We start from the raw sequence: 26,705 nt of genomic DNA on the forward strand, positions 1-26,705 counted from the left end.
GCAAGGTCCTGTGGAGCAGTTTGGAGTGCTCGCCACCCTGTCAAGGTGGAGGCCGCGGGTTCAAATCCCGTCAGGACCGCTTTTTTACGGCCCGCACCTTTCGGTGCGGGCCGTTTTGCTGTGCAGCCGAGCGCGCGCCCGTATCCCCGAGGCCGCGGGCTTTTCGCGGTGCGCGCGCCCGCTCCGTACGGCGTCCCCGCGCCCTCCGGCCGTCTTGACGGCGGCACGGGCCCCCGGTACTCACAGAGGAAGCGTGGGGGCCGGGGAGGTGCGTGCGGATGACTACTGGGGCGCGGCACGAGACAAGGGCGCTGTTGCGTGCCCATCTGTCGGCCGCCACGAGGTATCGCCACCTGACGCGGCACTGCCCCGTCTGCCATCGGCTGCTGCGGCTCGCCATGGAGCCGCGCAAGGCCCGCCCTGGGTCCGCCGCGCCCGCCGAGCCCGCCGCCTCGTCACCGGCCGTCCGCGGGCGACCTGCGGCGGAGGATCACCGTCCGCCCGCCGGGGACCTGTGACGGGTGCCCTCACCGAGGGTTCGGGGGAAGGCCGTTGAGGCGGTGAACGGAAGTTCACTACCGCAGTCGCCATGCCCGCTTCAAGCACCACGGCGTGTGACGGGTGTCACCGAACAAGTTTCACGCGATGGGGAACTTACGCCCGCCCTACGTCGCGTCAATTTAATATGTGCAATTGCACCACCCCTTGAAGCCTCGGATTCGGAAGCGCCAGGCCCGCGCCGAAAGGGCCCTCCAGGCCCCCTGACGGCCCCCTGGCCGCCGCCTCGGGCGACGTCGGCGCCGGGGCGGCCCGACCGCCCTGAGCGGCCCGGGAGCGGCCGTACACAAAAAGATCGCGCTGGACCCGGCGGAGTCCAGCGCGATCGGTGACGTACCCAGATGGTGCGGGTGTGGGGCCTGTTGGGGCAGGCACCGCGTCGTATGGAGCTGTGGTGCTCGGTGAAGCAGGTCGAGCAAAGTGGTGCGAAGTCGGCATTTTTCGGGTTGGGGGCCCCGAAAAAAGCCTGGTTATGCGGTTATTCAGGCCTCGCTGCGCTGCTGCGGAATACCCGCGAGCAGTGCGCGGACCTCAGCCTCGCGGTAACGCCGATGCCCTCCGAGCGTGCGGATGGACGTGAGCTTGCCTGCCTTGGCCCAGCGGGTCACCGTCTTCGGGTCCACGCGGAACATCGTGGCAACCTCGGCGGGGGTCAGCAGCGGCTCGGCGTCAGGGGTGCGAGCGGTCATGAGCGGCCTCCTCGGGAGAACCGAACCATCACGGTTCTTTCCTCTAAATTCTGCACCTTGACCCGCGTTGCCCGAAATGGCGGACGCGGGCCGAGTCGGTTATAGGACGAACGGCTTGTCCTCGGCACTACAACTACACCATCTGTCCAGCCACGTCGGCCAAACCGATGGAATTGCCCTCTCAGGTGTTCAACCTCGACGGAAGCCGATGGACCATGCCATAACGGACAGTCACATGACCGTGACGATCAGTCACAACGTGATCAGGCGTCACGAGTCCCCTCAAGGAGCGCAATACCGATCTATCCGCCCTTAGTTGGACGGAAGGAGCCCCAGTAAGGCTCCTTGTCCTATTTTGGCACGAGGGTACGTCTTGTAGGCAAGGCCCGAAGTCAGTGCTTTAGGTCACTGTTGCGCCAATCGCCCGGATAGGGACCTACGTCCCGCGCCTGCCGCCCTCAGCTGGAGAACTGGCGCTCGCGCACCGCCCGCCACCGATCCGAGAGCTTCTCGTAGGCGGCGCCGGCCCGCTCGCCGTCCCCGTCGCGCAGCGCCGCCAGCCCCTCCGCCACTTCCGCGGCGGAATGGTCCTCGGCGAGCTGCCCTTCGGGCACGGCGTGCACCAGGCCTCCGTAATCCAGCTCCACGAGGGAACGCGGGTGGAATTCTTCAAGCCAGCGCCCCACATCTACCAGGCCGTCGACGAGGGGCCCCTCTTCCAACGAATTCCGCAGCGTACGAAGTCCTCGCGCGGCCCGCCGCCTGGCCTGGACCATCGGCGTGCGGTAACGCAGCACAGGCCCCTCGTCACTCTTGGTGAAATCCCGCTCGGTGTCGTCGAAGAGCACGAACCAGCGCACCGGGACGTGCCAGATGGCGGCCCGGATCCAGGGCCGCGCGTCCGGGTTGTGCTCGCGCCAGCGCTCGTAGTCGGTGGCCGCCTGCCGCCGCACCACCGGGGGCAGCGCCGCATCCAGCACCGAGGCCGGCAACAGCTCCTCCAGCCCCTCCAGCGCCTGCCAGCCGCGCAGCCGGGTGCGCCACGGGCAGATGCAGACCACCTCGTCCACGACGGCGACGAAGGCGTCGGCGCTCTCATGGACGGGCACCGGCACCGGCGGCACGGGCAGCAGATCGGCCAGCGCCCGGCGCTGTTCGTCCTGTGCACTGGGGGTCTCCCCGCGCCGGGCGTAGCGCGCCCAGTGGGAGCGCTCCGGCTCGGGGAACGCTGCCAGCGGCTCGTAGACCCGTAGATATGCCGTATACGGGACCCTCACCGACGACGCCACGACCACGCCCGCTCCTTCACAGGGAAGTCCGTCCAGATCCGTTCACAGTACGTTCACAGCGTGGCCGGCACCGCATGCGCCAACCGCCTGCAATGCGGCCAAAAGGGGTCCCGCTCGGGGGAGTTGTCCCCTCCCCGCCCGGCCCCGGATACGGCAAATCGTCCCATGCCCGTCCCCCGCGAGGGGGTGATCCCCGTTACGGGGCCGATCAACGCGCTCTCCAGGTCTTACGCTCGTGTCAACCGGCCCTCCCCACCCGCAGGGGGGCGTCCTTCGCGACTTATGGGAGTCACCACAGTGACCGACGTACGTCCTGCCTCCGTCAGCGTCGACGGCGGCGTTCTGCAGAGCCTGTTCCGCTCGGAACAGGGCGGCCATGAGCAGGTCGTGCTCTGCCAGGACCGCGACAGCGGCCTCAAGGCCGTGATCGCCATCCACAGCACCGCCCTGGGCCCCGCCCTCGGCGGCACCCGCTTCCATGCGTACGCCTCCGAGGAGGAGGCCGTACAGGACGCGCTGAACCTCTCGCGCGGCATGTCGTACAAGAACGCCCTGGCCGGACTCGACCACGGCGGCGGCAAGGCCGTGATCATCGGCGATCCCGAGGTCGTCAAGACCGAGGAGCTGCTCCTCGCCTACGGCCGGTTCGTGGCCTCCCTGGGAGGCCGCTACGTCACCGCCTGCGACGTCGGCACGTACGTCGCCGATATGGACGTCGTCGCCCGTACGAACAAGTGGACCACCGGCCGCTCCCCCGAGAACGGCGGCGCCGGCGACTCCTCCGTCCTGACCGCCTACGGCGTCTTCCAGGGCATGCGCGCCAGTGCCCAGCACCAGTGGGGCGATCCGACGCTGCGCGGCCGCAAGGTCGGCATCGCGGGCGTCGGCAAGGTGGGCCACCACCTCGTCGAGCATCTCCTCCAGGACGGCGCCCAGGTCGTGATCACGGACGTACGGACCGAGGCGGTGGACCGGATCCTCGCCCGGCACCCCCAGGTGACCGCCGTCGCCGACACCGAGGCGCTGATCCGCACCGAGGGCCTGGACGTGTACGCGCCCTGCGCCCTGGGCGGCGCGCTGAGCGACGACTCGGTGCCCGCGCTGACCGCCAAGGTGGTGTGCGGCGCGGCCAACAACCAGCTCGCGCACCCCGGCGTCGAGAAGGACCTCTCCGACCGCGGCATCCTCTACGCGCCCGACTACGTCGTGAACGCCGGCGGTGTCATCCAGGTGGCCGATGAGCTGCACGGTTTCGATTTCGACCGGTGCAAGGCCAAAGCGGCGAAGATCTTCGACACCACGCTGGCGATATTCGCTCGTGCGAAGGCCGACGGCATCCCGCCGGCGGCCGCCGCCGACCGGCTCGCCGAGGCGCGGATGGCCGAGGCCAAGGAGGGCAAGCGGGCCTGACCGGCCCGGGAACGCCGCCGCGCGGAAAACGAACAACGATCTCCTGGCCGAAAACCTGCCCTTGTGCGGCCCGCCGCGGGAGGTTGGGGAGACATCCCTCACCACCCGTCGGCGGGTCGCCGTACAGGACAGGTTAAAATCGCGTTTGACCAGCGGGATCAGAGCGATCGCAGGTCATGCCGAGCGGCGGGTGATGCGGGCGACGTACCGTATGGCCGCGGAAGCAGGTACCGTTAAAGCTCTACGGGCCGGTCTCTCCGTCGAGAGTCCGCTCTGAATCATGAACGCGTGTCAAGACTCTGGGGCCACTGAGCCCCGTCATTGAGGGGGTCGACCCATGGGGCGCGGCCGGGCCAAGGCCAAGCAGACAAAGGTCGCCCGCCAGCTGAAGTACAGCAGCGGTGGGACGGATCTCTCACGACTGGCCGACGAGCTGGGTGCATCACAGCAGCCGAGCCAGCAGCCGCCGAACGGAGAGCCGTTCGAGGATGACGAGGACGACGACCCGTACGCCCGTTACGCGGAACGCTACAACGCCGATGACGAGGACGAGGGCGACTCCTCCGACCAGCGTCGTCGCGCCTGACGCTCTGCACGCTTCAGCGCGTACGCGGCACCGAGAACAGCATCACGGACCCGGTCCTGGGCTTTGCCCGGGGCCGGGTTCTGTGCTGCGCAGACGGCGGCCGGTCGGCGCCGAGGGGTGAAACCGGACGGGCGGCCGCCGCGGGTGCGGCGGCCGCCCGATGGTCCGGTGGGCGCGTTCTGCTCAGCTCGCGTAGTCACCCGTCAGGGTCACGGCCTCGGCGTGCCCGGCGCGCTCGACGATCTCCCCGGCGACCCAGGCGTCGACCCCGCGGTCCGCCAGCGTGGTCAGCGCGACCTCCGCCGACTCCTGCGGGACCACGGCGATCATGCCGACGCCCATGTTCAGGGTCTTCTCCAGCTCCAGGCGCTCCACCGAGCCCGCCGTGCCGACCAGGTCGAAGACCGGGCCCGGGGTCCAGGTCGAGCGGTCGACGGTGGCGTGCAGCCCGTCCGGGATCACCCGCGCGAGGTTGTTGGCCAGCCCGCCGCCGGTGATGTGCGAGAAGGCGTGCACCTCGGCCGTACGGGTCAGCGCGAGGCAGTCCAGCGAGTAGATCTTGGTGGGCTCCAGCAGCTCCTCGCCGAGCGTGCGGCCGAACTCCGGGACCTCGCGGTCCAGCGCCATCCCGGCCCGGTCGAACAGCACATGGCGCACCAGCGAGTACCCGTTCGAGTGAAGTCCGGACGACGCCATGGCGATCACCGCATCGCCCGTACGGATGCGTTCGGCGCCCAGCAGCCGGTCCGCCTCGACCACGCCCGTGCCGGCGCCGGCCACATCGAACTCGTCCGCGCCCAGCAGCCCCGGGTGCTCCGCCGTCTCGCCGCCGACCAGCGCGCAGCCCGCCAGGACGCAGCCCTCGGCGATGCCCTTGACGATCGCCGCGACCCGCTCGGGGTAGACCTTGCCGACGCAGATGTAGTCGGTCATGAACAGCGGCTCGGCGCCGCACACGACCAGATCGTCGACGACCATGCCGACGAGGTCGTGGCCGATCGTGTCGTAGACGCCCATCTTGCGGGCGATGTCGACCTTGGTGCCGACGCCGTCGGTGGCCGAGGCCAGCAGCGGGCGCTCGTACCGCTTGAGGGCGGAGGCGTCGAAGAGCCCGGCGAAACCGCCGAGTCCGCCGACGGCCTCGGGGCGGGTGGCCTTCTTCACCCACTCCCTCATCAGGTCCACGGCGCGGTCGCCGGCCTCGATGTCGACGCCCGCGCTCGCGTAGCTGGCACCGGTAGATTCAGCGGACATGAGCTGAGAACTTTCGTTTCGGGTGGGTACGAGCGGTTCGCCGGGCTCGGGTGGCTCTGCGCTCGCGTGGCTTTACGGGCGCCGCAGCGCGTCGGCGCCGCCGACCCCGGCGGTGAGCGACTGGACGCCGTCCACATCGGACTTCGTCGGCGCCTTGGTCTCCGTCTCCAGAAGGTGCTTGCCCAGCAGCTCCGGGTCCGGCAGCTCCATCGGGTACTCGCCGTCGAAGCAGGCGCGGCACAGATTCGGCTTGGCGATCGTGGTCGCCTCGATCATGCCGTCGATGGAGATGTACGCCAGCGAGTCGGCGCCCAGCGACTTGCCGATCTCCTCGACCGACAGACCGTTGGCGATCAGCTCGGCGCGGGTGGCGAAGTCGATGCCGAAGAAGCACGGCCACTTGATCGGCGGGGAGGAGATCCGGATGTGGACCTCGGCGGCGCCGGCCTCGCGCAGCATCCGGACGAGCGCGCGCTGGGTGTTGCCGCGGACGATCGAGTCGTCGACGACCACCAGGCGCTTCCCGCGGATGACTTCCTTCAGCGGGTTGAGCTTGAGGCGGATACCGAGCTGACGGATGGTCTGGCTCGGCTGGATGAACGTCCGGCCGACGTAGGAGTTCTTGACCAGACCGGAGCCGTACGGGATGCCGCTGGCCTCGGCGTAGCCGACCGCGGCGGGGGTGCCGGACTCCGGCGTCGCTATCACCAGGTCGGCGTCGGCGGGCGCCTCGGCGGCCAGCTTGCGGCCCATCTCCACCCGGGAGAGGTAGACATTGCGGCCGGCGATGTCGGTGTCGGGACGGGCGAGGTAGACGTACTCGAAGACACAGCCCTTGGGGCGCGCCTCGGCGAAGCGGCTGCTGCGCAGGCCGTTCTCGTCGATGGCGACCATCTCGCCGGGCTCGATCTCCCGGATGAAGCTGGCGCCGACGATGTCCAGGGCGGCGGTCTCGGAGGCCACCACCCAGCCGCGCTCCAGGCGGCCGAGGACCAGCGGGCGGATGCCCTGCGGGTCGCGGGCGGCGTAGAGCGTGTGCTCGTCCATGAAGCAGAGCGAGAAGGCGCCCATGACCTTGGGGAGCACGCGCGGGGCGGCCTCCTCCACGGTCAGCGGCTTGCCGTCCTCGTCGACCTGGCCGGCCAGCAGGGCCGTCACCAGGTCGGTGTCGTTGGTGGCCGCGACCTGCGTCGCCCGGCCGCCCTCGCGGGGCAGCGCGGCGACCATCTCGGCCAGCTCGGCGGTGTTGACCAGGTTGCCGTTGTGGCCGAGCGCGATCGAGCCGTGCGCGGTGGCACGGAACGTCGGCTGGGCGTTCTCCCACACCGAGGCACCGGTGGTGGAGTAGCGGGCATGGCCCACGGCGATATGGCCCTGGAGGGAGCCGAGGGAAGTCTCGTCAAAGACCTGGGACACCAGGCCCATGTCCTTGAAAACGAGGATCTGGGAGCCGTTGCTCACCGCGATGCCCGCGGACTCCTGTCCACGGTGCTGCAGCGCGTACAGCCCGAAATAGGTGAGCTTGGCGACCTCTTCACCCGGAGCCCAGACACCGAAGACGCCGCAAGCGTCCTGGGGGCCCTTCTCGCCGGGGAGCAGGTCGTGGTTGAGTCGTCCGTCACCACGTGGCACGTCCCTGAGTCTAGGGCAGGTCGCGGATTCATCCGAACCGGGGATGGTCGCAAACCTGGATGAGTGCATGAATGCGGCGTTAGGCCCGCTTGACGCTGCCGCGTGATCATGGCCGGAATTCCTCCCCCTGCGGCCGGCCATGCGGACCCCGTATCCCTTGGCACGCCTGGCGTGCCGCCGGGTGTGCCACCTCGCGCGGCCCTTGGTACGACGCGACGCCGCTCCGCATCGGCCTCGGTCGCGTCGCGAGTGTGTGAGATACGCGACGCCTTCAGGCGGTGCTGCTCGTGGGGGCTACGCGCCGCATTGCCGGCCGTTTCCGGACCACGTCCGGGCCGCACCGGGCCGTCGTTGCGGGTCGGTGCGGCCCCTCGGACCGGCTCCCCTCAGCTCAATATCGGCAGCAGCCCGCTGATGTCGGCGCGCTCGCCGCTGGCGCTGACGGCGGCCGCCTCCAGCGCCTCGCCCCATGTCGTACGGCCGGTGGCGAGGCGCAGCCAGGTCAGCGGGTCGGTCTCGACGACATTCGGCGGGGTGCCGCGGGTGTGCCGGGGGCCCTCGACGCACTGCACCACCGCGAACGGCGGCACCCGTACCTCGACCGAACCACCGGGCGCCTTGACGGCCAGCGCATCGGCCAGCAACCGCGTGGCTGTGGCCAGGGCCTGCCGGTCGTACGGGACCTCGACGCCGGTCGCGGCCACCAGGTCGTCGGTGTGCACGATCAGCTCGATGCAGCGGGTGACCAGATAGTCGTCCAGCCGCATCGCACCGGACCGGGCGGCCACCAGCCGCTCGCCGGGCTGCTCCGGGAGGAGCCGCAGGAAGTCCTCGGCCGTGCGGTCCAGCAGCTCGGCGGGGTCGTTGTCGGCGGCCAGCGCGCGGGTGTACTCGTCGACCCCGGCGGCGTACGGAGCGGTGCCGAGCGGCCATTCCGGCAGAGTGACCTCCACCTTCGGCGGCTCGGGCTCCTTGAGAATGCGCGCCACGCTGCCGATCCCCATGGACAGATGCGCCGCCAACTCACGCACCGTCCACCCACCCAGCCTGGTGGGCAGCGCGAGCTGATCAGGCGTCAGATCGCTTACGGCCGCGCGCACATGGCCGAGCTGCGCGACCACGGCGGCACGGGTCTTGGCGGAGTCGTACGTGCGGGTACGGGACTTGCTGTGGGTGGGAGCCATGTGCCGAGGCTACTGCGGCCGTACGACACCCACGGAGTTATCCACAGCCCGAAGTTCGCTTCCGGCCCGCCGCACTTCCCGACCGCTCCACCGGCCCCTCCCGCTCCGCTGCCGCGGAGGCTCAGGCGTGCCCCCCGCCCCCTCCCCCTCTCCCCCTTTGGGGGAGGGGGCGGGGGTGGGGTTCGGGGGTGGGGGGAGGAAGCGGCACCGCGAACGGGCAGCGCCCTGAGACGAGGCCCACGAGCGAGGCCCTCAGGCAACACCCGACCGGGCCGGCCGGTCCGTCCTCAGGCGATCAACCCGGGAATCGTCCCCTCATGCGACTCCCGCAGCTCGCTCAGCGAGATGCTGAACTGCCCCTGGACGTCGATCTCCGCGCCGTCGATCACGCCGATCCGGGTGGCCGGCAGCCCCCGCGCACCGCACATGTCCGTGAAGCGGAGCTCCTCGCTGCGCGGTACGGCCACGATGGCGCGGCCCGCCGACTCGGAGAAGAGGAACACGAAGGGGTCCAGGCCGTCGGGAACGACCAGCCGGGCGCCCTTGCCGCCGCGCAGGCACGACTCCACCAGGGCCTGGATCAGGCCACCGTCGGAGAGGTCGTGCGCCGCGTCGACCATGCCGTCGCGGGAGGCCGAGATCAGGATCTCGGCGAGCAGCTGTTCCCGGGCCAGATCGACCTTCGGCGGCAGACCGCCGAGGTGGTCGTGCACGACCTGCGACCAGGCCGAGCCGCCCAGCTCCTCGCGGGTGTCGCCGAGGACGTAGATCAGATGACCCTCGTCGGCGAACGCGATCGGCGTCCGGCGGTTGACGTCGTCGATGACGCCGAGCACCGCGACCACCGGGGTCGGGTGGATCGCCACCTCGCCCGTCTGGTTGTAGAGCGAGACATTGCCGCCGGTCACCGGCGTGCCCAGGGTCTGGCAGGCATCGGCCAGTCCACGGGTGGCTTCGGCGAACTGCCACATCACGGCCGGGTCCTCGGGCGAGCCGAAGTTCAGGCAGTCCGAGACGGCCAGCGGCTTCGCACCGGAGGCGGCGACATTGCGGTACGCCTCCGCCAGGGCCAGCTGCGCCCCTGTGTAGGGGTCGAGCTTGGCGTAACGGCCGTTGCCGTCGGTGGCCACCGCCACGCCGAGGTCGGAGTCCTCGTCGATCCGCACCATGCCGGAGTCCTCCGGCTGCGCGAGCACGGTGTTGCCCTGCACGAAACGGTCGTACTGGTCGGTGATCCAGGCCTTGGAGGCCTGGTTGGGCGAGGCCACCAGCTTCAGGACCTGCGCGCGCAGCTCCTCGGCGTTCGCCGGCCGCGCCAGCTTGTTCGCGTCGTCCGCCTGGAGGGCGTCCTGCCAGGACGGGCGCTCGTACGGCCGGTGGTACACCGGGCCCTCGTGGGCCACGGTCCGCGGCGGTACGTCCACGATCTGCTCGCCGTGCCAGAAGATCTCCAGCTGGGAGCCGTCCGTCACCTCACCGATGACGGTGGCGATGACGTCCCACTTCTCGCAGATCTCCAGGAAGCGGTCGACCTTGCCGGGCTCGACGATCGCGCACATCCGTTCCTGCGACTCGCTCATGAGGATTTCCTCGGGCGAGAGGGAGGAGTCGCGCAGCGGCACGGTGTCCAGCTCGACGCGCATCCCGCCGGAGCCGGCCGAGGCCAGCTCGGAGGTGGCACAGGACAGGCCGGCGCCGCCGAGGTCCTGGATGCCGGTGACCAGGTCCTCGCGGAAGATCTCCAGGGTGCACTCGATGAGCAGCTTCTCCTGGAAGGGGTCGCCTACCTGGACGGCGGGGCGCTTGGCGGGCTTGCTGTCGTCGAAGGTCTCGGACGCGAGGACCGAGACGCCACCGATGCCGTCGCCGCCGGTGCGGGCACCGTAGAGGATGACCTTGTTGCCGGTGCCGGACGCCTTCGCCAGGTGGATGTCCTCATGCTTCATCACACCCACACACAGGGCGTTGACCAGCGGGTTTCCCTGGTAGCAGGGGTCGAAGACAACCTCGCCGCCGATATTGGGCAGGCCCAGGCAGTTGCCGTAGCCGCCGATGCCCGCGACGACACCGGGGAGCACTCGCTTGGTGTCGGGGTGGTCGGCCGCGCCGAAGCGCAACGGGTCCATCACGGCGACCGGCCGGGCGCCCATGGCCAGGATGTCGCGGACGATGCCGCCGACTCCGGTGGCCGCGCCCTGGTAGGGCTCGATGTACGAGGGGTGGTTGTGCGATTCGACCTTGAAGGTGACCGCGTAGCCCTGGCCGACGTCGACGACACCGGCGTTCTCGCCGATGCCGACGAGGAGGGCATCGTTCTCCGGGGCCTTCTCGCCGAACTGCTTCAGGTGGACCTTGCTGCTCTTGTACGAGCAGTGCTCCGACCACATCACCGAGTACATGGCCAGCTCGGCCCCGGTGGGGCGGCGGCCCAGGATCTCCCTGATCCGCTCGTACTCGTCCTGCTTGAGGCCCAGTTCGGCCCAGGGCTGCTCGGCGTCCGGGGTCTGCGCGGCGTGCTTGACCGTATCGAGCGTCATGCGTTGACCAGCCTCTTCAGGATCGAGGTGAAGAATCCGAGGCCGTCGGTACGGCCCGTACCGATCAGCGGCTCGACGGCGTGCTCGGGGTGCGGCATGAGACCGACGACGTTGCCCGCCTCATTGGTGATGCCGGCGATGTCCCGGAGAGAGCCGTTGGGGTTGCCGTCCAGGTAGCGGAAGGCGACGCGGCCCTCGGCCTCCAGCATGTCGAGCGTGCGCTCGTCGGCGACGTACCGGCCGTCGATGTTCTTCAGCGGTACGGAGATCTCCTGGCCGGCTTCGTAGTCGGTGGTCCAGGCGGTGTTCGCGTTCTCCACCCGCAGCTTCTGGTCGCGGCAGATGAAGTGCAGATGGTTGTTGCGCAGCATGGCGCCGGGCAGCAGGTGGGTCTCGGTGAGCACCTGGAAGCCGTTGCAGATACCGAGGACCGGCATACCGGCCCTGGCCTGCTCGATAACGGTCTCCATGACCGGCGAGAAACGGGAGATGGCCCCCGCCCGCAGGTAGTCGCCGTAGGAAAAGCCGCCGGGCAGAACCACGGCATCGACCTGCTTGAGGTCCTTGTCGCGGTGCCACAGCGGCACCGCTTCGGCCCCGGCTACCCGGACCGCGCGCTGGGTGTCGCGGTCATCGAGCGTGCCCGGGAAGGTAATGACTCCAATACGAGCGGTCATGATCCGGCCTCGGCGGGTTCATCGACGCGAACGGTGAAGTCTTCGATAACGGTGTTTGCGAGGAACGTCTCGGCCATCTCGTGGATGCGAGCGAGGGCGGCATCGTCGACCGGACCCTCCACCTCGAGTTCGAAACGCTTGCCCTGACGGACGTCGGCGATCCCCTCGAATCCCAGGCGTGGCAGTGCGCGCTGCACCGCCTGCCCCTGCGGGTCGAGGATCTCCGGCTTGAGCATGACGTCGACTACGACGCGTGCCACTGGCACTCCCGGTGGTGTGGTGCGTAAGGCGGTGTCCTCACAGTACCGTGTTCGAAAATCTACGCGCATAGATATACGAACCGCCCATCACGGTCAGGTATCGGCCGCAGTACGCCGCGAGAAAAATCCTCGAAAAGATCTAGGGTCCGGATTGCACAGGACACGCTGAGAAAATTAACTGGGCTTCACAATGCAATGCCCATCGCTGTACAAATGAAAAAGCATTGATCCCAATCAGCCGGATCTGCAGCATCACCCCATGTCAAGGCGGGTTGCTGCACGAAAGGACCGATATCCGTGGCGCAGCGCGTGGTAGTAACGCTCTCCGATGACATCGACGGCGGAGAAGCCGCAGAGACGGTCGCCTTCGGATTGGACGGGAAGTCGTACGAGATCGACCTCAATCCCGCCAATGCGAAGAAACTGCGCGCCGCCCTGGCTCCGTTCGTCGACGCGGGCCGCAAGCGGGCGAAGTCCGGCAAGGCCTACCACCGCACGGCGGTGACCCCCGACCCCGCGGCGGTCCGGGCGTGGGCGCGTTCCCACCAGATGGACGTCCCCCCGCGCGGCCGGATCCCCAAGAAGGTCTACGAGGCGTTCAACGCCGCCAACCACTGACCGACTTGCCGGCACTCCGCGACCGCACGCAGCCGACTTGCACAACACCCCTACTGATCAGCTAAAGTCTGGAGCACGCCGAGGGGCGAGGCCGAAAGGCCGGACCTCACGGAGTCGCGCGGGTGTAGCTCAGTAGTAGAGCGCCCCCTTTCCAAGGGGGAGGCGCAGTGTGCAATCCCTGTCACCCGCTCTGACTGCTCTGTCGGTCTCTGGTCATAAGAAGCCAAAGGATCAGGTAGAGTAGCTGTCGCGCCACCCGGTGAAAGCCGAGTGGAGGCCTGCGGACGTAGCTCAGTTGGTAGAGCGCAACCTTGCCAAGGTTGAGGTCGCGAGTTCGAGCCTCGTCGTCCGCTCAGAGAAAGAAGACCCCGGCCCTTGTGGTTCGGGGTCTTCTTTGTTTTCCGGTGGCTCTCCGCTTACCGCCCGAACCGTTTCCGGGGCCCGGCCGCTTACCGGCGTGTTCTTACCGCGCGCCCCGTCCACGTGCCTCGTCACCGTGTGGCCCCTAACCCCTTATCTCCTGGCACCTATCTCCTCACGCATCTCCTCACCAGGCATCCCCTTCCCGGCTTCCGGCCTTGCGCAACTGACATTTGTCATCAGCTGCGATGACAGGACGCACTGCCGAAGGCGCGGAAGCGGCGGAACGCTGGAGCCATGAACGACGGGGAGAAAAACAGCGAGCGCGGCGGAGGTGCCGACCACGGGGGTGCCGGCACCCCCGCCGCGGGCGACAACGTGATCGATGTCACGGGACTGCGCAGGCGATATGCGGGCCGCGGTCGGCGCGCGAGGGCTCGGGATGGCTTTGAGGCGGTGCGCGGGGTCGACTTCTCCGTGGCGCGCGGGGAGCTGTTCGCGCTGCTGGGGACGAACGGCGCGGGCAAGACCTCCACGGTCGAGCTTCTGGAGGGCCTGGCCGCGCCGACCGCGGGCCGGGTGCGGGTGCTCGGCCACGATCCGTTCACCGAGCGGCACAGGGTGCGGCCGCGGATCGGCATGATGCTTCAGGAGGGCGGCTTTCCGTCCGAGCTCACACCCGCGGAGACGCTGCGGATGTGGGCGGGGTGCACCAGCGGGGCGCGGCCGGTCGCCGATGCCCTCGCGTCGGTGGGGCTGGCGCGGCGGGCGGACGTCCGGGTCAAACAGCTCTCCGGGGGCGAGCGCCGACGGCTGGATCTTGCGCTGGCGCTGCTGGGGCGGCCCGAGGTGCTGTTCCTCGACGAGCCGACGACGGGGCTGGACACCGAAGCGCGGCACGAGACCTGGGAGTTGGTGCGCGAGCTGCGCGACGGCGGGACGACGATCGTGCTGACCACGCACTATCTGGAGGAAGCCGAGGAGCTGGCGGACCGCCTCGCGATCCTGCATCACGGCCGGATAGCGGCGGCGGGGCGGGTCGCGGACGTAGTGGCCGCCCAGCCCTCGCACATTTCCTTCGAGCTGCCCGAGGGATTCCAACTCGGTGATCTTCCGCCGCTCGGAGAGCTGGGCGTCGTCGGCCACGAGAAGGCGGGGCGCAGGGTCCGGTTGCGTACGGACCAACTCCAGCGGGCCGCCACCGGGGTGCTGGTGTGGGCGCAGGAGAACGGGATAGCGCTGCAAGGCCTGGATGTCCGGTCCGCCTCCCTCGAAGAGGCATTTCTGCACATAGCAAAAGAAGCGGCGGAGCAGGGCGAGTTGGCGGGCGCGGGGGAGACGGAAGGGGCGGCGGCATGAGTACGGCTGTATGGGACGCGGATGCCGTCGAGCGCGAGGAAGGACGTGGGGAAGTGCGTGCGGAAACCGGTGCGGGAGCGCGGCTGCTCGCCCTCGGGCGGGCGGAGTTGACGCTTCTCGGCCGCAACAAGACCGCGCTGTACATGATGCTGGTGATCCCCGTCATGCTGGCGATCGCGATGAGGCAGACCCTGGGAGGAATGAACCTGCCGGGTAGGGGCCTCTCCGTGGCTGCGACGCTGTTGCCCGCGACGCTCGGTTATGTGCTGCTCTTCGGCATCTACTCGAACATGACCGGCGCCTATGTCGCACGCCGTGAGGAACTGGTCCTCAAGCGACTGCGCACCGGCGAGCTGCGGGATCTGGAGATACTCGCGGGGACCGCACTGCCCGCGGTGGTGCTGGGGCTGGCACAGTGTGTGCTGCTGGTCCTGCTGGGCGGAGTGGTGCTGAAGGACGGTCTGCCCGAGGCCCCGCATCTGCTGATCGCCGGGGTGCTGATCGGGACGGTCGTGGTCGTGGCGTTCGCCGCGGTGTCGTCCGCATTGGCCCGGACGACCGAGGCCGCCCAGCTGGTCGTGCTGCCGCTGATGATGCTGTCGCTGGGCGGGTCCGGGATGGTCGTTCCGCTGGACGCTCTGCCGGATCTGCTCGGCTCGCTGCTCGAACTGCTGCCGCTGTCACCGGTGATGGCGCTGATACGCGCCGGCTGGACCGGCGGGGCGGGTGCCGGAGAGATCCTCAAGCACCTGGCCGTCGGCTTGGTGTGGGCAGGAATAGCGGTGTTTGCTGTGCAGCGGTGGTTCCGCTGGGAGCCGCGGCGCTAGCGGCGTACGGCGACGAGCGGAGCGTACGCCGACGGGGATGTGAACGGGGGCAGCGGCGCATGATCGGACGGTTTCTGACGAACTGGCGGAAACGCACCAGGGTGCAGCAGGTGGATGCGTATTTCCGCTGGACCCTGAACGCCATTCCCTGGCTGCCGGTGTTCGGCTGTCTCCAGCCGGTCGCCGATGCCGCCGAGGACCGGCCGTCGTCGCTCGCCCTGGCCCTGGTCGCTCTGGCGGGGAGCGTGGCGCAGGGATGCGTGATGATCAAGGTGCTGAGGCATGCGCTGCGGCACTACGTCGGCAAGGGTCCGGCACCGCGTCGGCTGCTGACGGTCTCGGCCGCGCTGACCGTGGTCGTCGATGTCGCGCTGTGCGCGCTGATGATGCTCACGGTGCTGCACGGCAGGAACGGCGCTCTGCCCATGATGGCGCTTGCGGCGATGGCCGCGGTGACACCGTTCTTCCTGGGCTACAGCCTGATCGTGTCCAAGCAGCGGTTCATGGCGACGCTGGGGATCGCGGGCGTCGTACTGACAGCGCTGGGCGGCCTGCTGACGCAGATGTGGGGATGGTCGCTGGCCTTCGCCGCCTATGCGGTCGGCACCGGTCTGTGGAGCTTTGCCATAGGGCGGCCCTCGGGGTGGACGCTCAAGGTGTTCTGGGAACTGGACGCGGCGCGCAGTACCCAGGCGCGGCTCGCGGTCGCCGAGGAACGGCTGAGGTTCGGCCGGGATCTGCATGACGTGATGGGCCGGAATCTCGCGGTGATCGCCCTGAAGAGCGAGCTGGCGGTCCAGCTGGCGCGGCGGGGGCGGCCGGAGGCGGTGGATCAGATGGTGGAGGTGCAGCGGATCGCGCAGGAGTCCCAGCGGGAGGTGCGCGAGGTCGTGCGCGGATACCGGAAGGCCGATCTGGGGGCGGAGTTGGCCGGTGCGCGTTCGATCCTGCGGGCGGCCGGGGTGGACTGCCGGATAGAGGGCGAGGAGGGCCTGCGGCTGGGGCCGGAGAGGGAGTCGGCGCTCGGCTGGGTCGTCCGCGAGGGCACCACGAATGTGCTGCGGCATGCCGCCGAAGTGCGTCGCTGCACCTTCCGGACACATGTCGACGCGCAGCGGTCCGTCCTGGTGATGACCATGGAGAACGACGGTGTCGCAGCGCCCTCGTCGGCCGCGCTGCCCACCTCGCCGGCAAGCGGCCTCAAGGGGCTGCGGGAGAGGCTGGAGCCCCTGGGCGGGACGTTGGCGGCGGAGCCGCGGGACGGTGGCCGGTACCGGCTGACCGTCGAGCTGCCGGTGCCCGACGAGACGAGGGACCGCGACCTGGGCCGTGGCGGTGGCCTGGTCGACACGGGCTCGGGTGTCGGCGTCCATGCGGATGTCGGCGTAGGTGCGGGTGTGGGCGTAGGCGCAGGTGTCGGCCTCGGAGCGGGTGACGGGGCGATAGGCGGGGTGAGTGACGGATGAGCGAGCGGGTTATTCGGGTGCTGCTGGCGGATGACGAGCATCTGATCCGGGGCGCGATGGCGGCGCTGTTGTCGCTGGAGGACGATCTGCTGGTGGTGGCGGAGGCCGCGTCGGGGCCGGAGGCCCGGGCGATGGGGCGGGCGCACCGGCCGGATGTGGCGGTGCTGGATCTTCAGATGCCGGGGGCGGACGGTGTGGCGGTGGCCACATCGTTGCGGGACGAGGTCCCGGGGTGCCAGGCCATGATCGTGACGAGCCATGGGCGGCCGGGCCATCTGAAGCGGGCGCTGGAGGCCGGGGTGCGGGGGTTCGTCCCGAAGACGGTCTCGGCGCAGCGGCTGGCGGAGATCATTCGTACCGTGCACGGCGGTAACCGCTATGTCGACCCGGAGTTGGCGGCGGATGCGATAAGCGCCGGGGATTCGCCGCTGACGGTGCGGGAGGCGGAGGTGCTGGAGTTCGCCGAGGCCGGGGCGTCGGTCGCGGAGATCGCGGAGCGGGCCGCGCTGTCGCCGGGGACGGTGCGCAACTACCTCTCGTCGGCCACCGCGAAACTGGCCGCGGAGAATCGTCATGCGGCGGCACGCATCGCACGCGAGCGGGGTTGGCTATAGTGGACCCCGCACCGCACGCTTCGGCGGCGGGCAGGCGGACGTAGCTCAGTTGGTAGAGCGCAACCTTGCCAAGGTTGAGGTCGCGAGTTCGAGCCTCGTCGTCCGCTCAGAGAAGCACCGAAAGGCCCCGGACGGTAGTGATACCGACCGGGGCCTTTCGGCGTGCCCGTGGGTGCCCGCCCCCGGCGGCCCGGGGGCGGGTGGACCGGCTTACGACCAGGTCAGGCCGGTGAGCCGCTCGTATGCCTCGATGTACTTGGCGCGGGTGCGGTCGATGATCTCCTGCGGGAGCTCGGGCGGCGGCAGCTCGCCCGTACGGTCCCAGGCGGCGGCCGGGGAGGTCAGCCAGTCGCGGACGAACTGCTTGTCGAAGGACGGCTGGGCGCGGCCCGGCTGCCACTGGTCGGCCGGCCAGAAGCGGGACGAGTCGGGGGTGAGGACCTCGTCGGCCAGGGTCAGTACCTTCTCGCCCCCGGGGCGCTCGTCGAAGCCGAACTCGAACTTGGTGTCGGCGAGGATGATGCCGCGCTCGCGGGCGATGTCGCGGGCCCGGGCGTAGATGTCGAGGGTGGTCCGACGGAGCTCGGCGGCGACATCGGCGCCGACCTGGTCGGCGACCTCCTCGTAGGAGACGTTCTCGTCGTGGTCGCCGACGGCGGCCTTGGTGGCCGGGGTGAAGATCGGCTCGGGCAGCTCGGAGCCGTCGACCAGGCCCTCGGGAAGCGCCAGGTCGCAGACCGTACGGGACTGCCGGTATTCGGCGAGGCCGGAGCCGGTGAGGTAGCCGCGGGCCACGCATTCGACCGGGACCATGGCCAGGGAGGTGCAGACCAGGGTGCGCCCGGCCCAGTCGGCCGGGGCGCCGGCCGGGACGTCGGTGGAGATGACGTGGTTGGGGGCCAGGTCGGCGAGCTGCTCGAACCACCACAGGGACAGCTGGGTCAGCACGCGGCCCTTGTCCGGGATGTCGCTGGGCAGCACCCAGTCGTACGCGGACTGGCGGTCGCTGGCAACCATGATCAGGTTGCCGTCGGCGTTCTGGTAGAGGTCGCGCACCTTGCCGGTGTGCAGGTGGGTGAGACCCGGGACCTGCACGGGCTCGGGCTTTTCTACGAAACCGGACACGCTGCCTCCGCGTAGGTTGATCCAGGAGTCGCCTCGATTCTCGCGTATGCGACAGCGGATCTTCGCCTCAGGGTCGGCGGGCGGGGCGGCCGGGGCGCCCCTCGGCCCGGCCCGTGCCCGTCAGTCCCGTTTGCAGATGCGGTCCAGGAGGTTGGCGGTGGCGCGCTGGACGCGGGGGTCGATGTGGCCCGGGCGGTCGAGGGCCGGGGACCAGGCGAAGGTGCCGGAGGCGAAGACCAGGGCGCCACTGGGGGCGCGGTAGAGGGAGGTCTCCTGATGACGGACGGCGCCCTCGCCGTCGCGGTACGGGGAGTGGGCGAGCAGGATGCGACGGGTGTGGTCGGGGAGGGCGGTGCGCGGGAAGTAGCGGTCGGCCTCGCCCGCGACCAGGCCGGGGAGCTCATCGCCTTCGTGGGCTCCGGTGGCCTCCCACAGCCAGTGGTCGGCGTTGCGCACGATGAGCGACGCCGGTTCGGGTACCCGGCCCGCGTACTGAATGCCCATCAGCCGCTGCTCGGGGTCGCCCAGCTCGCGCCAGAGGGAGGGCCGGCCGGGGCCCTGGCGCTTGCGGCAGTTGAGGAGGGAGTCCGGGCCGGAGGGCGAGGGCGTCAACTCGACCTGCCAGTACATGGTGTTGGCGGAGAGGAAGACCAGGGACGTGCCGGTGTCGCGGGCGTGCTCGGCGGTGCGGCGCATGGGCACCGACCAGTACTCGTCGTGGCCGGGGAAGACCAGGCCGCGGTAACGGGACGGGTCGACGCGGCCGGCGTGCAGATCGCGGGCATCGGCGTAGGCGAGGTCATAGCCGTAGCGCTCTGCCCAGCGGATGAAGTCGTAGGCGTGGCCGACGTGCAGGGGCAGTCCGGCGCCCGCGTAGGGGCGGTCGAAGGAGACGGTGGTGGCGGCGTCCTGTTCGCCCAGGAGCGCGCCCTTCTCGTCCCAGGCGTGGTAGAGGCTGGCGCCCGTGTGGCCGTCCTCCGGGTAGAGGTTGTACGCCTGCCAGGTGATGTCCGGCAGGAGCAGCAGGAGGTCGGCGGGATGGTCGTCGCGGACCGTGAACGGGATGTGGGAGCGATAGCCGTCGGCGGTGGTCAGCACGGCGACATAGGCGCCGAGCTGCCAGTAGGTGGGGACCTGGAGGCGCCAGGAGAGCCACCAGTGGTGGCAGGAGATGGTGCGGTCGACGGTGAGCGGGGCGGGTTGGACGATGCCGGCCAGGCGCGGGCTCGTGGTGATCTTGGAGGCGCCGGCACCGGAGTAATGACCGATGCGGTAGACGTCGATGCTGAACGGCTGCGGCGGATCGACCGAGACGCGGAAGTCGATGGCCTCGCCGGGAGCCACCGCGCCCGTACTGGCGAAGCCCTTGATCTGCCGGCGGACATCATCGGCGGTGCGCGGACCGTTGTGCTTGCGCGGTGCGGGGACCCGCAGATCGCCCTGGGCGACGGCGGGATCGACGTACCAGGGCACCACCCGGCCCGAATCGAAGTAGTTCTCACTGCCGCGCAGCCAGGGCAGCGGGCCTTGCCCGAACGGGTCCGTGACCGCGTGGGCGAGCGCGCCCGACTCCCAGCGCCTGATCTGTTCCGTGCCCACCTTCCGCTCCCCTCCCGCGTCCCCCAATGGCCGCGGACGACAACGGCCGTTTCGTTCCGGCGGGTTGCGTTATGTCCCGCCGTGCGCAGACGGCCCCACGCCCAGCACATCACATTACGCACCCACTCCGTCACCCTTCGTCGTGAATTTAGAGGCCCTTGGCCCGAAACACGAACTGATGGGGAACATTCAGCCGGGGCGGCCGGGGGCGGGAGGCCCCGGCTCACGCCAGCCGGACCGGCTTTTCCGGGCGTACGCCGACCGTCGTCAGCCAGCCCCGGAGGGGTTCGGCGTCGCCGTCGTCCACCAGGCTGAGCACCGGAACGCCCAGGTCGGCGCGGCGGGCGCCGTCGACCAGCAGGGCCGGGCCGTCCAGCCAGTCGAGGCCCGGGGCGGCGCCCGCGGTGTCGACGGCCGCACAGCACACCATGGCGGTGAGGTGGTCGGCGAGCAACTCACGGCCCGTACGGGGAGGTTGCAGCGGGAAGAGTGGCAGACCGCTCTCGGCCAGGCCGTCGCCCCAGGCCACGCCCGCGGCGGCGTCCTGCGCGACGGTGCCGCGGGCCGCCTGACGGGCCGCTTCCTCGCGCTCCTCGCGGGCGACCTCCGCGCCGAGGCGGGCGGCGACAAGATCACCCGCACGGTTGTCGCGGGCCAGCCGGTCGATGACCCAGGCGAGGGTGGGGCCGGATGCGACCGCCGCGAGATCGCCGGGGGTGGGCGGGGCGCCCGCGGCAGGCGGCGTGGCGTCGGTCAGCGCGGCATCGGCGGTCCGGCGGGCCCCGGGGCCGGGGGAGGCGGCCGTACGGGCCGGAGTGCGGACGTAGGAGCGGGCCGTGCCCGCCACAGCGGCTGTACCGGTGGCGGTCGCGGCGGCGGTGCCCGAGGCCATGCCGGGGGCCGTGGCCGCACCGGCAGCCGTCGCCGCGGCCGTACCGGGCGCTGGGCCCGTCGCCTGGTCCGCGGTCGGGAGGTCTGCGGCCGGGAGGTCCGCGGCCGGGAGCGCATCCAGGACGCGGTGCAGACGGGCGGCCTCCAGGCGCCATTTGCGGTCCACGACCTCCTCCGGGTACTGCTGCCAGCCCACCGGGGACCAGTCGGGGCCGGGCTCGGCCGGGCCGCCGTGGAAGAGCCGGGCGGCCAGCAGGGAGGCGGCGCGGTCGATGGCGCCGGGCTCTTCCAGCAGGTCGCAGGCGGGGCGCTCCCCGAGCCGGGAGGCGAAGCCCTCGGCGAGGCGGTCGCGGCGGGACAGCTCGGTGAGCGCGGAGACCACCCCGGCGTCCAGCCGCGAGGGCCAGCGGCCCATCCGCCAGGCGGGCAGCGCCACCCGGGTCAGCAGCCGGTCCCAGCCCGCGTACGCCAGACCGACCTGCTCCTGGGCGACGATCCGCAGGCCGTAGTCGACACCCTGGGCGCGCTCGGAGGCGGCCGCGGCGACCCCGCGTTCCATGATCATGGCGTGATCGCGGCAGGAGCGCAGCAGCAGGCGCGCCACCTTGCCGACGAACCGCAGCGGCAGCCGGCGCAGCGGCCCCTTGGCGTGGGACGAGACCGCGACGGCGGCGTCCAGGCCCCGGATGAAGCGGCGGGCGGCGGCTATGTCGGGGTGCGCGGAGGGGCCCGTACCGGCCACTACCGGGGCGAGCAGGGCGCGCAGCTCGGCGACCCGCATCCACCACAGGAACGGCGAGCCGATGACCAGGACCGGCGCCTGGGGCTCGCGGCGGCCGTCGGTGCGACGGGGCGGGCCGGTGGCGCGGTGCGTACGGTCCTCCAGCCAGCTGTCGCAGTCGGGGGTGAGCGCTATGGCCGACGGCGCGGGGACCCCCAGGCGCTCGGCGAGATCGCGTACCAGGCGGTAGAGATCGGGGGCCGACTCCTCGGAGACCGGCACGGACGGGCTGAGTGCGGGTCTGGCGCGGGCGATGACGGTCGCGACCAGCGCCGCCAGCAGCAGCGCCGGCACCGCGAGGCCGACGGCCGCCCAGCGGGCGGTGTCCCAGCCGCCGCCCGCGCCGAGATGGCCGGTCGCGCGGCCGGTGTACAGCACCACGGCCACCGCCGCGGGCAGCAGCGCCACGGCCATCGCCGTGCTGCGGATCCGCAGCACGGCGAGGGCGCGGGCGCGCGCCGCCAGGACGCCTGTTTCCGGACTTGCCACGAGCCTGTACACCCCCTGCTGTCCTGATCGAGCCGGACGGAGAGAACACGGGACGGACGGTGAACCGCGCAGTGCGCGGGGCAAGCGGGCTCGCTCGGGCTCACGCGGGGCGAGCTCACTTCACCACCACTGTGGCACCCGCCACTGACATCGCAATGCCGGTGAGCCACTTGCCGGACGCCGCCACGGTAGCCGTGCCGGATTCCGGCGCGGCCACCGCAGGACGCTTGCGCGGCACCCTAGTTGGGGGTGTGGGCTCCGTCAGCGGATACCTGGCGTCGTCACTCGATGGAATGGCTTTGGGCAAAGCCGGGAACCAAGCGGGGAAACGGGACCTCCCTGCGTACGGAGCCGCCTAGGGAGCGACGTCCCCCACGGGCTCCCCGGCGGCCTCTCCCGCCACCTTGGCGGCGATGTCCGTACGGTGCTGGGAGCCGTCCAGGCCGATCCGGCCGACCGCACGGTAGGCACGCTGCCGGGCGATGGTCAGGTCGGCGCCGGTGGCGGTGACGGACAGCACCCGGCCGCCCGCGCTGAGCACCGCGCCCGTCTCGTCACGCTTGGTACCGGCGTGCAGCACATAGGCGTCCGGGGCGTCCGTGGCCGCGACCTCGGCCAGGCCCTCGATGGGGTCGCCGGTGCGCGGGGTGTCCGGGTAGTTGTGCGAGGCGATGACGACCGTGACGGCGGCGTCGTCGCTCCAGCGCAGCGGGGGCAGGGCGGCGAGGTTGCCGGTGGCGGCGGCCAGCAGCAGACCGCCGAGCGGGGTCCTGAGGCGGGCGAGGACGACCTGGGTCTCCGGGTCGCCGAAGCGGGCGTTGAACTCGATCACCCGCACCCCGCGCGAGGTGATCGCCAGACCCGCGTAGAGCAGCCCGGAGAACGGGGTGCCGCGGCGGCGCAGCTCGTCGACCGTGGGCTGGAGCACGGTGGCCATGACCTCGTCGACCAGCTTGGGGTCGGCCCAGGGCAGCGGGCTGTACGCACCCATGCCACCGGTGTTGGGGCCCTGGTCGCCGTCGTAGGCGCGCTTGAAGTCCTGGGCGGGCTGGAGCGGGACGACGCTCTCACCGTCGGTGATCGCGAAGAGGGAGACCTCCGGACCGTCGAGGAACTCCTCGATCACCACGCGGTCGCAGGCCAGCGCGTGCGCGCGGGCGGCCTTGACGTCCTCGGTGACGACGACGCCCTTGCCCGCGGCCAGACCGTCGTCCTTGACGACGTACGGCGCCCCGAAGGCGTCCAGGGCCTCGTCGATCTCTTCCGGGGTGGTGCAGACATAGCTGCGGGCGGTGGGGACCGCCGCGGCCGCCATCACGTCCTTGGCGAAGGCCTTGGAGCCCTCCAGCTCGGCGGCGCGGGCCGAGGGGCCGAAGACCGGGATGCCGCGTTCGCGCACGGCGTCCGCGACGCCCGCCACCAGGGGCGCCTCGGGGCCGACGACCACCAGGTCGGCCTCCAGACGGGCGGCGAGCTCGGCGACGGCCTGGCCGTCGAGGGCATTGACCCCGTGCAATTCGGCCACCTCGGCGATACCGGCGTTGCCGGGAGCGCAGTGCAGCGCGGTGACGTCGGGATCGAGGGACAGAGAGCGGCACAGGGCGTGTTCGCGGGCGCCGCCGCCGATGACGAGGACCTTCACGGGGGCAGCCTAGACGAACGCACCAGACGGCCGGACGTCGGCCGTCTCCTGATCACACAAGGTCCGCGCGGCGGCCGGAAACCGTCCGTCACTGCGGGAACGGCCCTCGAAGGCCCTCGGCGGCAACTCTTTCGGGTGAGACGCCCGGTCGCCTTATACCGGATCCACCACCACTTCTGGGCGGAAATCAGGCGATCTTGCGAGGGACGCCAACCGTTCGGCGGTAGGAATGGGGGCTGCGTGCAACGGCCGTCTCGTACTCCCCCACAGCCCCAAGGGCCTGGGAGGGACCCCCATCGCGCGCACCGCACGGATCCGTATCGAGGGAGCACGGGTGAGTCAGCCGGAGATGCAGCCCGAGGGGCTTCCCCGGAAGGAGGGTGGGCAGCGGCGGGGGAACGGCCGCGAATGGCGCTGGGACCGGTACCGCGACCGGGAGCGCAGTCGTTTCCGGGACCGGGGGCCCGGCCGCGAGCGGGGCCCGTACGACGGCTGCGGAGGGGAGTACGGCGGCCCGGTCCGGGGCCGCGAGGACCTTTCCGGGCGGCTGTTCCCGCTGGGCGACTGGGGGGAGCCGGCCGACCGCCTGGACGCGCTCTACCTGTGGACGGAGGAGGGCGCGCTGCGCGCCGCCGACTGGTACCTGCGCGACCGGCAGGCCAAACGCCGCGGGGCACGGGCGCTGCGGCTCGGCGCCGCGGCCGGGGTGTCGGTGGGCGGGCTGCTGCCACTGCTGGACTTCACAGGGGCCTGGAAGGGCGGGGCCCCGTGGGGCTATCTGTCGCTGCTGGTGGCGGCGGTGTGCGTGGGCTGCGACCGGTATTTCGGGGTGACGGCCGGATGGATGCGGGATCTGGCGACCGCCCAGGCGATCCACCGGCGGCTGGAGGCGTTGCAGTTCGACTGGGCGTCGGAGAGCGTCCGCGAGGTCCTGGGCCCGACCGACGGCACGGCGAGCGAGGCGGCCGAGCGGTGCCTGGGGGTGCTGCGGCGGTTCAACGAGGACCTCGGGGAGCTCGTACGGGCCGAAACGGCGGACTGGATGGGGGAGTTCCGGGCCGGGCCCGCGCCGTCGGCGGCGCAGGTGCCGGGCCCGTGGTCGCCGCCGCGGCAGGAGAGCGTGGAGCCGCCGGCGCGGTTCATGCTGCCCCCGGGGACCCGGCCGAACATGCCGCGGCAGCGGCCGCCGGAGCCGGGGCGCTGAGGGCCGGGGCCCCGGGGGCGGGCCCTAGCTGAAGACGATCATCGAGCCCTGGCCCAGGCTCCTGGTGGCGGCCGCATGCAGGCCCAGCCATACGTGCCGCTCCCTGGCGAAGGGGCCGTCGTCCAGGGGGACGGCCGCCCGTTCCTCCAGGGAGGTCGGTCCGGCCGGGGGGTCCGGCGCGGCCGGCGGGTTGGCCGGATCGATACCCAGGGACGGCGCGACGACTTCGAGTTCGCGCAGCAGCCCGTGCGAGGAGCCCAGCGGGCCGCCGCCCTCCAGCAGTTCGTCGTCGGCGAGCGGATGGGGGAAGTCGACCGGGACGTAGGCGCCCGCGTGGTCGTAGTGCCAGACCAGATGCGACTGCTGCGCCGTCGACTCGAACATCTCCAGCAACTGCTCGTAGTCGCCGCCCAGTTCGTCCACCGGGGTCACCTCCAGGCCGCACAGGCGCAGGAGATAGGCGCGGCGCAGGAAGTGCAGCGCGTCGTAGTCGAACCCGGCGACCGGTGCGACATCGCCGGTCAGGCCCGGCATATAGCTGAAGACCGGGATCGGCGGCAGGCCCGCGTCCGTCAGGGCCTTGTCGTAGGCGGCGATCTCTTCGGAGAACGGGTTGTCGGGGCTGTGGCACAGCACGTCTACGAGGGGCACCAGCCACAGGTCACATGCCACGGGTGAGGGCTCGCTTCCGGTCGGGGACGGGACGCCGACGCGCACGTACCAGGGACGGCACGGGCACGGGGACGGTACGGATACGGATGCGGTACGGCTCACAGGGCCGAGTCGGGACAGCGTAGTGCCCGTCGCGCTTTACCAGTAGTACTAGCCGGAGTGCTCGCCGCGTTTGCCCACCAGGGCCAGGGAGTGCTCGTTGTACTCGGCGATGAGGCGCTGCGCCTCGGCGACGTCGTACTGGACGAGGGCCTTGGCCAGCTGGCTGTGGCCGTGCCAGAGACGGGCGCCGAGGTCGTCCGTGCCGCGCAGCAGCGGCACCGCGAACATCCAGGTCTGGACGCGGACCCGGTCGAGGAAGTCGCTGATGTACGGGTTGCCGACGATGCTGCCCAGCTCGCGCCAGAAGCGCAGGTCGTAGCCGATCAGCACATCGAGGTCGCCGGCGCGGGCGGCGCGCTCGGCCTCGTCGGCGCGGCGGCGGATGGAGATCAGCACCTCGGCGGGGGTGGCGCGCAGGGCGTGTTCGGCGCCGCTGCGGAAGATGCCCTCGATGATCAGGGTGCGGGCCTCGACCATGGCGACGAAGTCGTCGGCGCTGAAGGCGTGCACCTTGAAGCCGCGGTGCTGTTCGACGTCGAGCAGGCCCTGGGCGCACAGATCGAGCAGCGCCTCGCGGACCGGGGTGGCGGAGACGCCGTACTGCTCGGCGATCTCCTTGACCGTGAAGGGATGGCCGGAGGGCAGCCGGCCGGCCAGGACCTCGTCGCGCAGCGCATCGGCGATCTGCTGGCGCAGCGTGCTGCGCCGTATGAATGAGCTGTCTCCGCCGGCGGGCATCGTGTCCGTCTCCTTCGACGACTCGACTTTCCTGACCGCGCAGAAGGGAAGCGGCCCTGGCCAACGATAGGCGAGGGCGGCGACGGCCACGCACCGTACCTGGGACGATACGCCCCGGGCTGGGCGCCCGGCCGCCGCCGTA

At 70.9% G+C, this 26,705-nt stretch carries 23 protein-coding genes and 4 tRNA genes; 13 read left to right on the plus strand and 14 right to left on the minus strand.

Features of this window, described 5'->3' with window-relative positions; translation table 11 throughout:
- The first annotated feature begins 4 nt into the window (after positions 1 to 4).
- Positions 5 to 79, plus strand: a tRNA-Asp gene (locus tag B1H19_RS19995).
- Positions 80 to 278: 199 nt separating this feature from the next.
- Entirely contained in the window at positions 279 to 518 is a 240-nt protein-coding gene (locus tag B1H19_RS20000; protein ID WP_083106009.1) for a DUF6274 family protein, read from the plus strand.
- 522 nt (positions 519 to 1,040) lie between these two features.
- On the opposite strand, the gene bldC is transcribed toward B1H19_RS20000, so the two are convergent.
- Positions 1,041 to 1,247 (minus strand): developmental transcriptional regulator BldC, encoded by a 207-nt coding sequence (bldC, locus tag B1H19_RS20005; protein ID WP_003949541.1) that lies wholly within the window; start codon positions 1,245 to 1,247, stop codon positions 1,041 to 1,043.
- A gap of 458 nt (positions 1,248 to 1,705) precedes the next feature.
- Entirely contained in the window at positions 1,706 to 2,542 is an 837-nt protein-coding gene (locus tag B1H19_RS20010) for a DUF8083 family protein (RefSeq protein ID WP_083106010.1), read from the minus strand.
- 276 nt (positions 2,543 to 2,818) lie between these two features.
- Between B1H19_RS20010 and B1H19_RS20015 the strand changes: the two genes are divergently transcribed.
- Together B1H19_RS20015 and B1H19_RS20020 are read left to right on the plus strand one after the other, a co-directional pair.
- A complete protein-coding gene (locus B1H19_RS20015) occupies positions 2,819 to 3,946 on the plus strand; it encodes a Leu/Phe/Val dehydrogenase (RefSeq protein ID WP_107426065.1) in 1,128 nt (375 codons plus the stop codon).
- A 337-nt stretch (positions 3,947 to 4,283) separates the two neighbouring features.
- On the plus strand, positions 4,284 to 4,532 hold the full coding sequence (locus tag B1H19_RS20020; RefSeq protein WP_083106012.1) for a DUF3073 domain-containing protein: 249 nt from the start codon (positions 4,284 to 4,286) through the stop codon (positions 4,530 to 4,532).
- A gap of 183 nt (positions 4,533 to 4,715) precedes the next feature.
- Here the strand turns inward: B1H19_RS20020 and purM are convergent, their stop codons facing one another.
- From purM to purS, 6 genes are all read right to left on the minus strand, one after another.
- A complete protein-coding gene (purM, locus tag B1H19_RS20025) occupies positions 4,716 to 5,786 on the minus strand; it encodes a phosphoribosylformylglycinamidine cyclo-ligase (protein WP_083106013.1) in 1,071 nt (356 codons plus the stop codon).
- Between the two features lie 72 nt (positions 5,787 to 5,858).
- Positions 5,859 to 7,418, minus strand: a complete 1,560-nt coding sequence (gene purF, locus B1H19_RS20030; protein ID WP_083106014.1) for an amidophosphoribosyltransferase — start codon at positions 7,416 to 7,418, stop codon at positions 5,859 to 5,861.
- Positions 7,419 to 7,804: 386 nt separating this feature from the next.
- Positions 7,805 to 8,602: a maleylpyruvate isomerase family mycothiol-dependent enzyme gene (locus tag B1H19_RS20035; protein WP_083106015.1), complete on the minus strand. Its 798-nt coding sequence runs from the start codon at positions 8,600 to 8,602 to the stop codon at positions 7,805 to 7,807.
- Positions 8,603 to 8,889: 287 nt separating this feature from the next.
- A complete protein-coding gene (purL, locus tag B1H19_RS20040) occupies positions 8,890 to 11,139 on the minus strand; it encodes a phosphoribosylformylglycinamidine synthase subunit PurL (protein WP_083106016.1) in 2,250 nt (749 codons plus the stop codon).
- The gene (purQ, locus tag B1H19_RS20045; protein WP_083106017.1) at positions 11,136 to 11,816 is read right to left on the minus strand and encodes a phosphoribosylformylglycinamidine synthase subunit PurQ; all 681 of its coding nucleotides are present in this window, start codon (positions 11,814 to 11,816) and stop codon (positions 11,136 to 11,138) included. Before purQ ends, purL begins: the two co-directional genes overlap by 4 nt.
- Positions 11,813 to 12,076 carry a phosphoribosylformylglycinamidine synthase subunit PurS gene (gene purS / locus B1H19_RS20050; protein WP_083106018.1) on the minus strand — a complete coding sequence of 88 codons (264 nt, stop codon included), beginning with the start codon at positions 12,074 to 12,076 and terminating at the stop codon, positions 11,813 to 11,815. The genes purQ and purS overlap by 4 nt, the downstream gene beginning before the upstream one ends.
- Positions 12,077 to 12,373: 297 nt before the next feature.
- Here purS and B1H19_RS20055 point away from each other — a divergent pair, with 297 nt between their 5' ends.
- From B1H19_RS20055 to B1H19_RS20090, 8 genes are all read left to right on the plus strand, one after another.
- Entirely contained in the window at positions 12,374 to 12,694 is a 321-nt protein-coding gene (locus B1H19_RS20055) for a histone-like nucleoid-structuring protein Lsr2 (protein WP_083106019.1), read from the plus strand.
- Positions 12,695 to 12,812: 118 nt separating this feature from the next.
- A tRNA-Gly gene (locus tag B1H19_RS20060) sits at positions 12,813 to 12,884 on the plus strand.
- Positions 12,885 to 12,974: 90 nt separating this feature from the next.
- Positions 12,975 to 13,047: transfer RNA gene (locus tag B1H19_RS20065), tRNA-Gly, on the plus strand.
- A gap of 304 nt (positions 13,048 to 13,351) precedes the next feature.
- Positions 13,352 to 14,413, plus strand: coding sequence for an ABC transporter ATP-binding protein (locus tag B1H19_RS20070; RefSeq protein WP_083106020.1), 1,062 nt, complete (start codon positions 13,352 to 13,354; stop codon positions 14,411 to 14,413).
- Positions 14,410 to 15,240 carry an ABC transporter permease gene (locus B1H19_RS20075; RefSeq protein WP_083106021.1) on the plus strand — a complete coding sequence of 277 codons (831 nt, stop codon included), beginning with the start codon at positions 14,410 to 14,412 and terminating at the stop codon, positions 15,238 to 15,240. Before B1H19_RS20070 ends, B1H19_RS20075 begins: the two co-directional genes overlap by 4 nt.
- A gap of 59 nt (positions 15,241 to 15,299) precedes the next feature.
- Positions 15,300 to 16,706 carry a sensor histidine kinase gene (locus tag B1H19_RS20080; protein WP_203237188.1) on the plus strand — a complete coding sequence of 469 codons (1,407 nt, stop codon included), beginning with the start codon at positions 15,300 to 15,302 and terminating at the stop codon, positions 16,704 to 16,706.
- Positions 16,703 to 17,320, plus strand: coding sequence for a response regulator transcription factor (locus B1H19_RS20085; protein ID WP_083106022.1), 618 nt, complete (start codon positions 16,703 to 16,705; stop codon positions 17,318 to 17,320). Before B1H19_RS20080 ends, B1H19_RS20085 begins: the two co-directional genes overlap by 4 nt.
- Positions 17,321 to 17,354: 34 nt before the next feature.
- A tRNA-Gly gene (locus tag B1H19_RS20090) sits at positions 17,355 to 17,427 on the plus strand.
- A gap of 103 nt (positions 17,428 to 17,530) precedes the next feature.
- On the opposite strand, the gene B1H19_RS20095 is transcribed toward B1H19_RS20090, so the two are convergent.
- From B1H19_RS20095 to purD, 4 genes are all read right to left on the minus strand, one after another.
- Positions 17,531 to 18,445 (minus strand): phosphoribosylaminoimidazolesuccinocarboxamide synthase, encoded by a 915-nt coding sequence (locus B1H19_RS20095; protein WP_083106023.1) that lies wholly within the window; start codon positions 18,443 to 18,445, stop codon positions 17,531 to 17,533.
- 120 nt (positions 18,446 to 18,565) lie between these two features.
- Positions 18,566 to 20,044 (minus strand): N,N-dimethylformamidase beta subunit family domain-containing protein, encoded by a 1,479-nt coding sequence (locus tag B1H19_RS20100; RefSeq protein WP_083106024.1) that lies wholly within the window; start codon positions 20,042 to 20,044, stop codon positions 18,566 to 18,568.
- Between the two features lie 223 nt (positions 20,045 to 20,267).
- A complete protein-coding gene (locus B1H19_RS20105) occupies positions 20,268 to 22,130 on the minus strand; it encodes a hypothetical protein (RefSeq protein ID WP_237289855.1) in 1,863 nt (620 codons plus the stop codon).
- Between the two features lie 430 nt (positions 22,131 to 22,560).
- On the minus strand, positions 22,561 to 23,847 hold the full coding sequence (gene purD / locus B1H19_RS20110) for a phosphoribosylamine--glycine ligase (protein WP_083106026.1): 1,287 nt from the start codon (positions 23,845 to 23,847) through the stop codon (positions 22,561 to 22,563).
- A gap of 334 nt (positions 23,848 to 24,181) precedes the next feature.
- On the opposite strand from purD, the gene B1H19_RS20115 reads away from it, so the two are divergent.
- A complete protein-coding gene (locus B1H19_RS20115; protein ID WP_083106027.1) occupies positions 24,182 to 25,051 on the plus strand; it encodes an SLATT domain-containing protein in 870 nt (289 codons plus the stop codon).
- Positions 25,052 to 25,075: 24 nt separating this feature from the next.
- On the opposite strand, the gene B1H19_RS20120 is transcribed toward B1H19_RS20115, so the two are convergent.
- Both B1H19_RS20120 and B1H19_RS20125 read right to left on the minus strand, forming a co-directional pair.
- Positions 25,076 to 25,723, minus strand: a complete 648-nt coding sequence (locus B1H19_RS20120; protein ID WP_083106028.1) for a hypothetical protein — start codon at positions 25,721 to 25,723, stop codon at positions 25,076 to 25,078.
- A gap of 150 nt (positions 25,724 to 25,873) precedes the next feature.
- Entirely contained in the window at positions 25,874 to 26,563 is a 690-nt protein-coding gene (locus B1H19_RS20125; RefSeq protein ID WP_083106029.1) for a GntR family transcriptional regulator, read from the minus strand.
- Positions 26,564 to 26,705 lie beyond the last annotated feature (142 nt).

Source organism: Streptomyces gilvosporeus (genome assembly GCF_002082195.1).
GTDB lineage: Bacteria > Actinomycetota > Actinomycetes > Streptomycetales > Streptomycetaceae > Streptomyces > Streptomyces gilvosporeus.

Bases quoted from the DNA above. Each gene is read 5' to 3' on its own strand.
- B1H19_RS20070 (WP_083106020.1), top strand. From the start codon at position 13,352: ATGAACGACGGGGAGAAAAACAGCGAGCGCGGCGGAGGTGCCGACCAC.
- purM (WP_083106013.1), bottom strand. From the start codon at position 5,786: ATGTCCGCTGAATCTACCGGTGCCAGCTACGCGAGCGCGGGCGTCGAC.
- B1H19_RS20125 (WP_083106029.1), bottom strand. From the start codon at position 26,563: ATGCCCGCCGGCGGAGACAGCTCATTCATACGGCGCAGCACGCTGCGC.
- B1H19_RS20105 (WP_237289855.1), bottom strand. From the start codon at position 22,130: ATGGCCGTGGCGCTGCTGCCCGCGGCGGTGGCCGTGGTGCTGTACACC.
- B1H19_RS20015 (WP_107426065.1), top strand. From the start codon at position 2,819: ATGGGAGTCACCACAGTGACCGACGTACGTCCTGCCTCCGTCAGCGTC.
- purQ (WP_083106017.1), bottom strand. From the start codon at position 11,816: ATGACCGCTCGTATTGGAGTCATTACCTTCCCGGGCACGCTCGATGAC.
- B1H19_RS20085 (WP_083106022.1), top strand. From the start codon at position 16,703: ATGAGCGAGCGGGTTATTCGGGTGCTGCTGGCGGATGACGAGCATCTG.
- bldC (WP_003949541.1), bottom strand. From the start codon at position 1,247: ATGACCGCTCGCACCCCTGACGCCGAGCCGCTGCTGACCCCCGCCGAG.
- purL (WP_083106016.1), bottom strand. From the start codon at position 11,139: ATGACGCTCGATACGGTCAAGCACGCCGCGCAGACCCCGGACGCCGAG.
- B1H19_RS20020 (WP_083106012.1), top strand. From the start codon at position 4,284: ATGGGGCGCGGCCGGGCCAAGGCCAAGCAGACAAAGGTCGCCCGCCAG.
- B1H19_RS20080 (WP_203237188.1), top strand. From the start codon at position 15,300: ATGATCGGACGGTTTCTGACGAACTGGCGGAAACGCACCAGGGTGCAG.
- B1H19_RS20035 (WP_083106015.1), bottom strand. From the start codon at position 8,602: ATGGCTCCCACCCACAGCAAGTCCCGTACCCGCACGTACGACTCCGCC.
- B1H19_RS20075 (WP_083106021.1), top strand. From the start codon at position 14,410: ATGAGTACGGCTGTATGGGACGCGGATGCCGTCGAGCGCGAGGAAGGA.
- B1H19_RS20000 (WP_083106009.1), top strand. From the start codon at position 279: ATGACTACTGGGGCGCGGCACGAGACAAGGGCGCTGTTGCGTGCCCAT.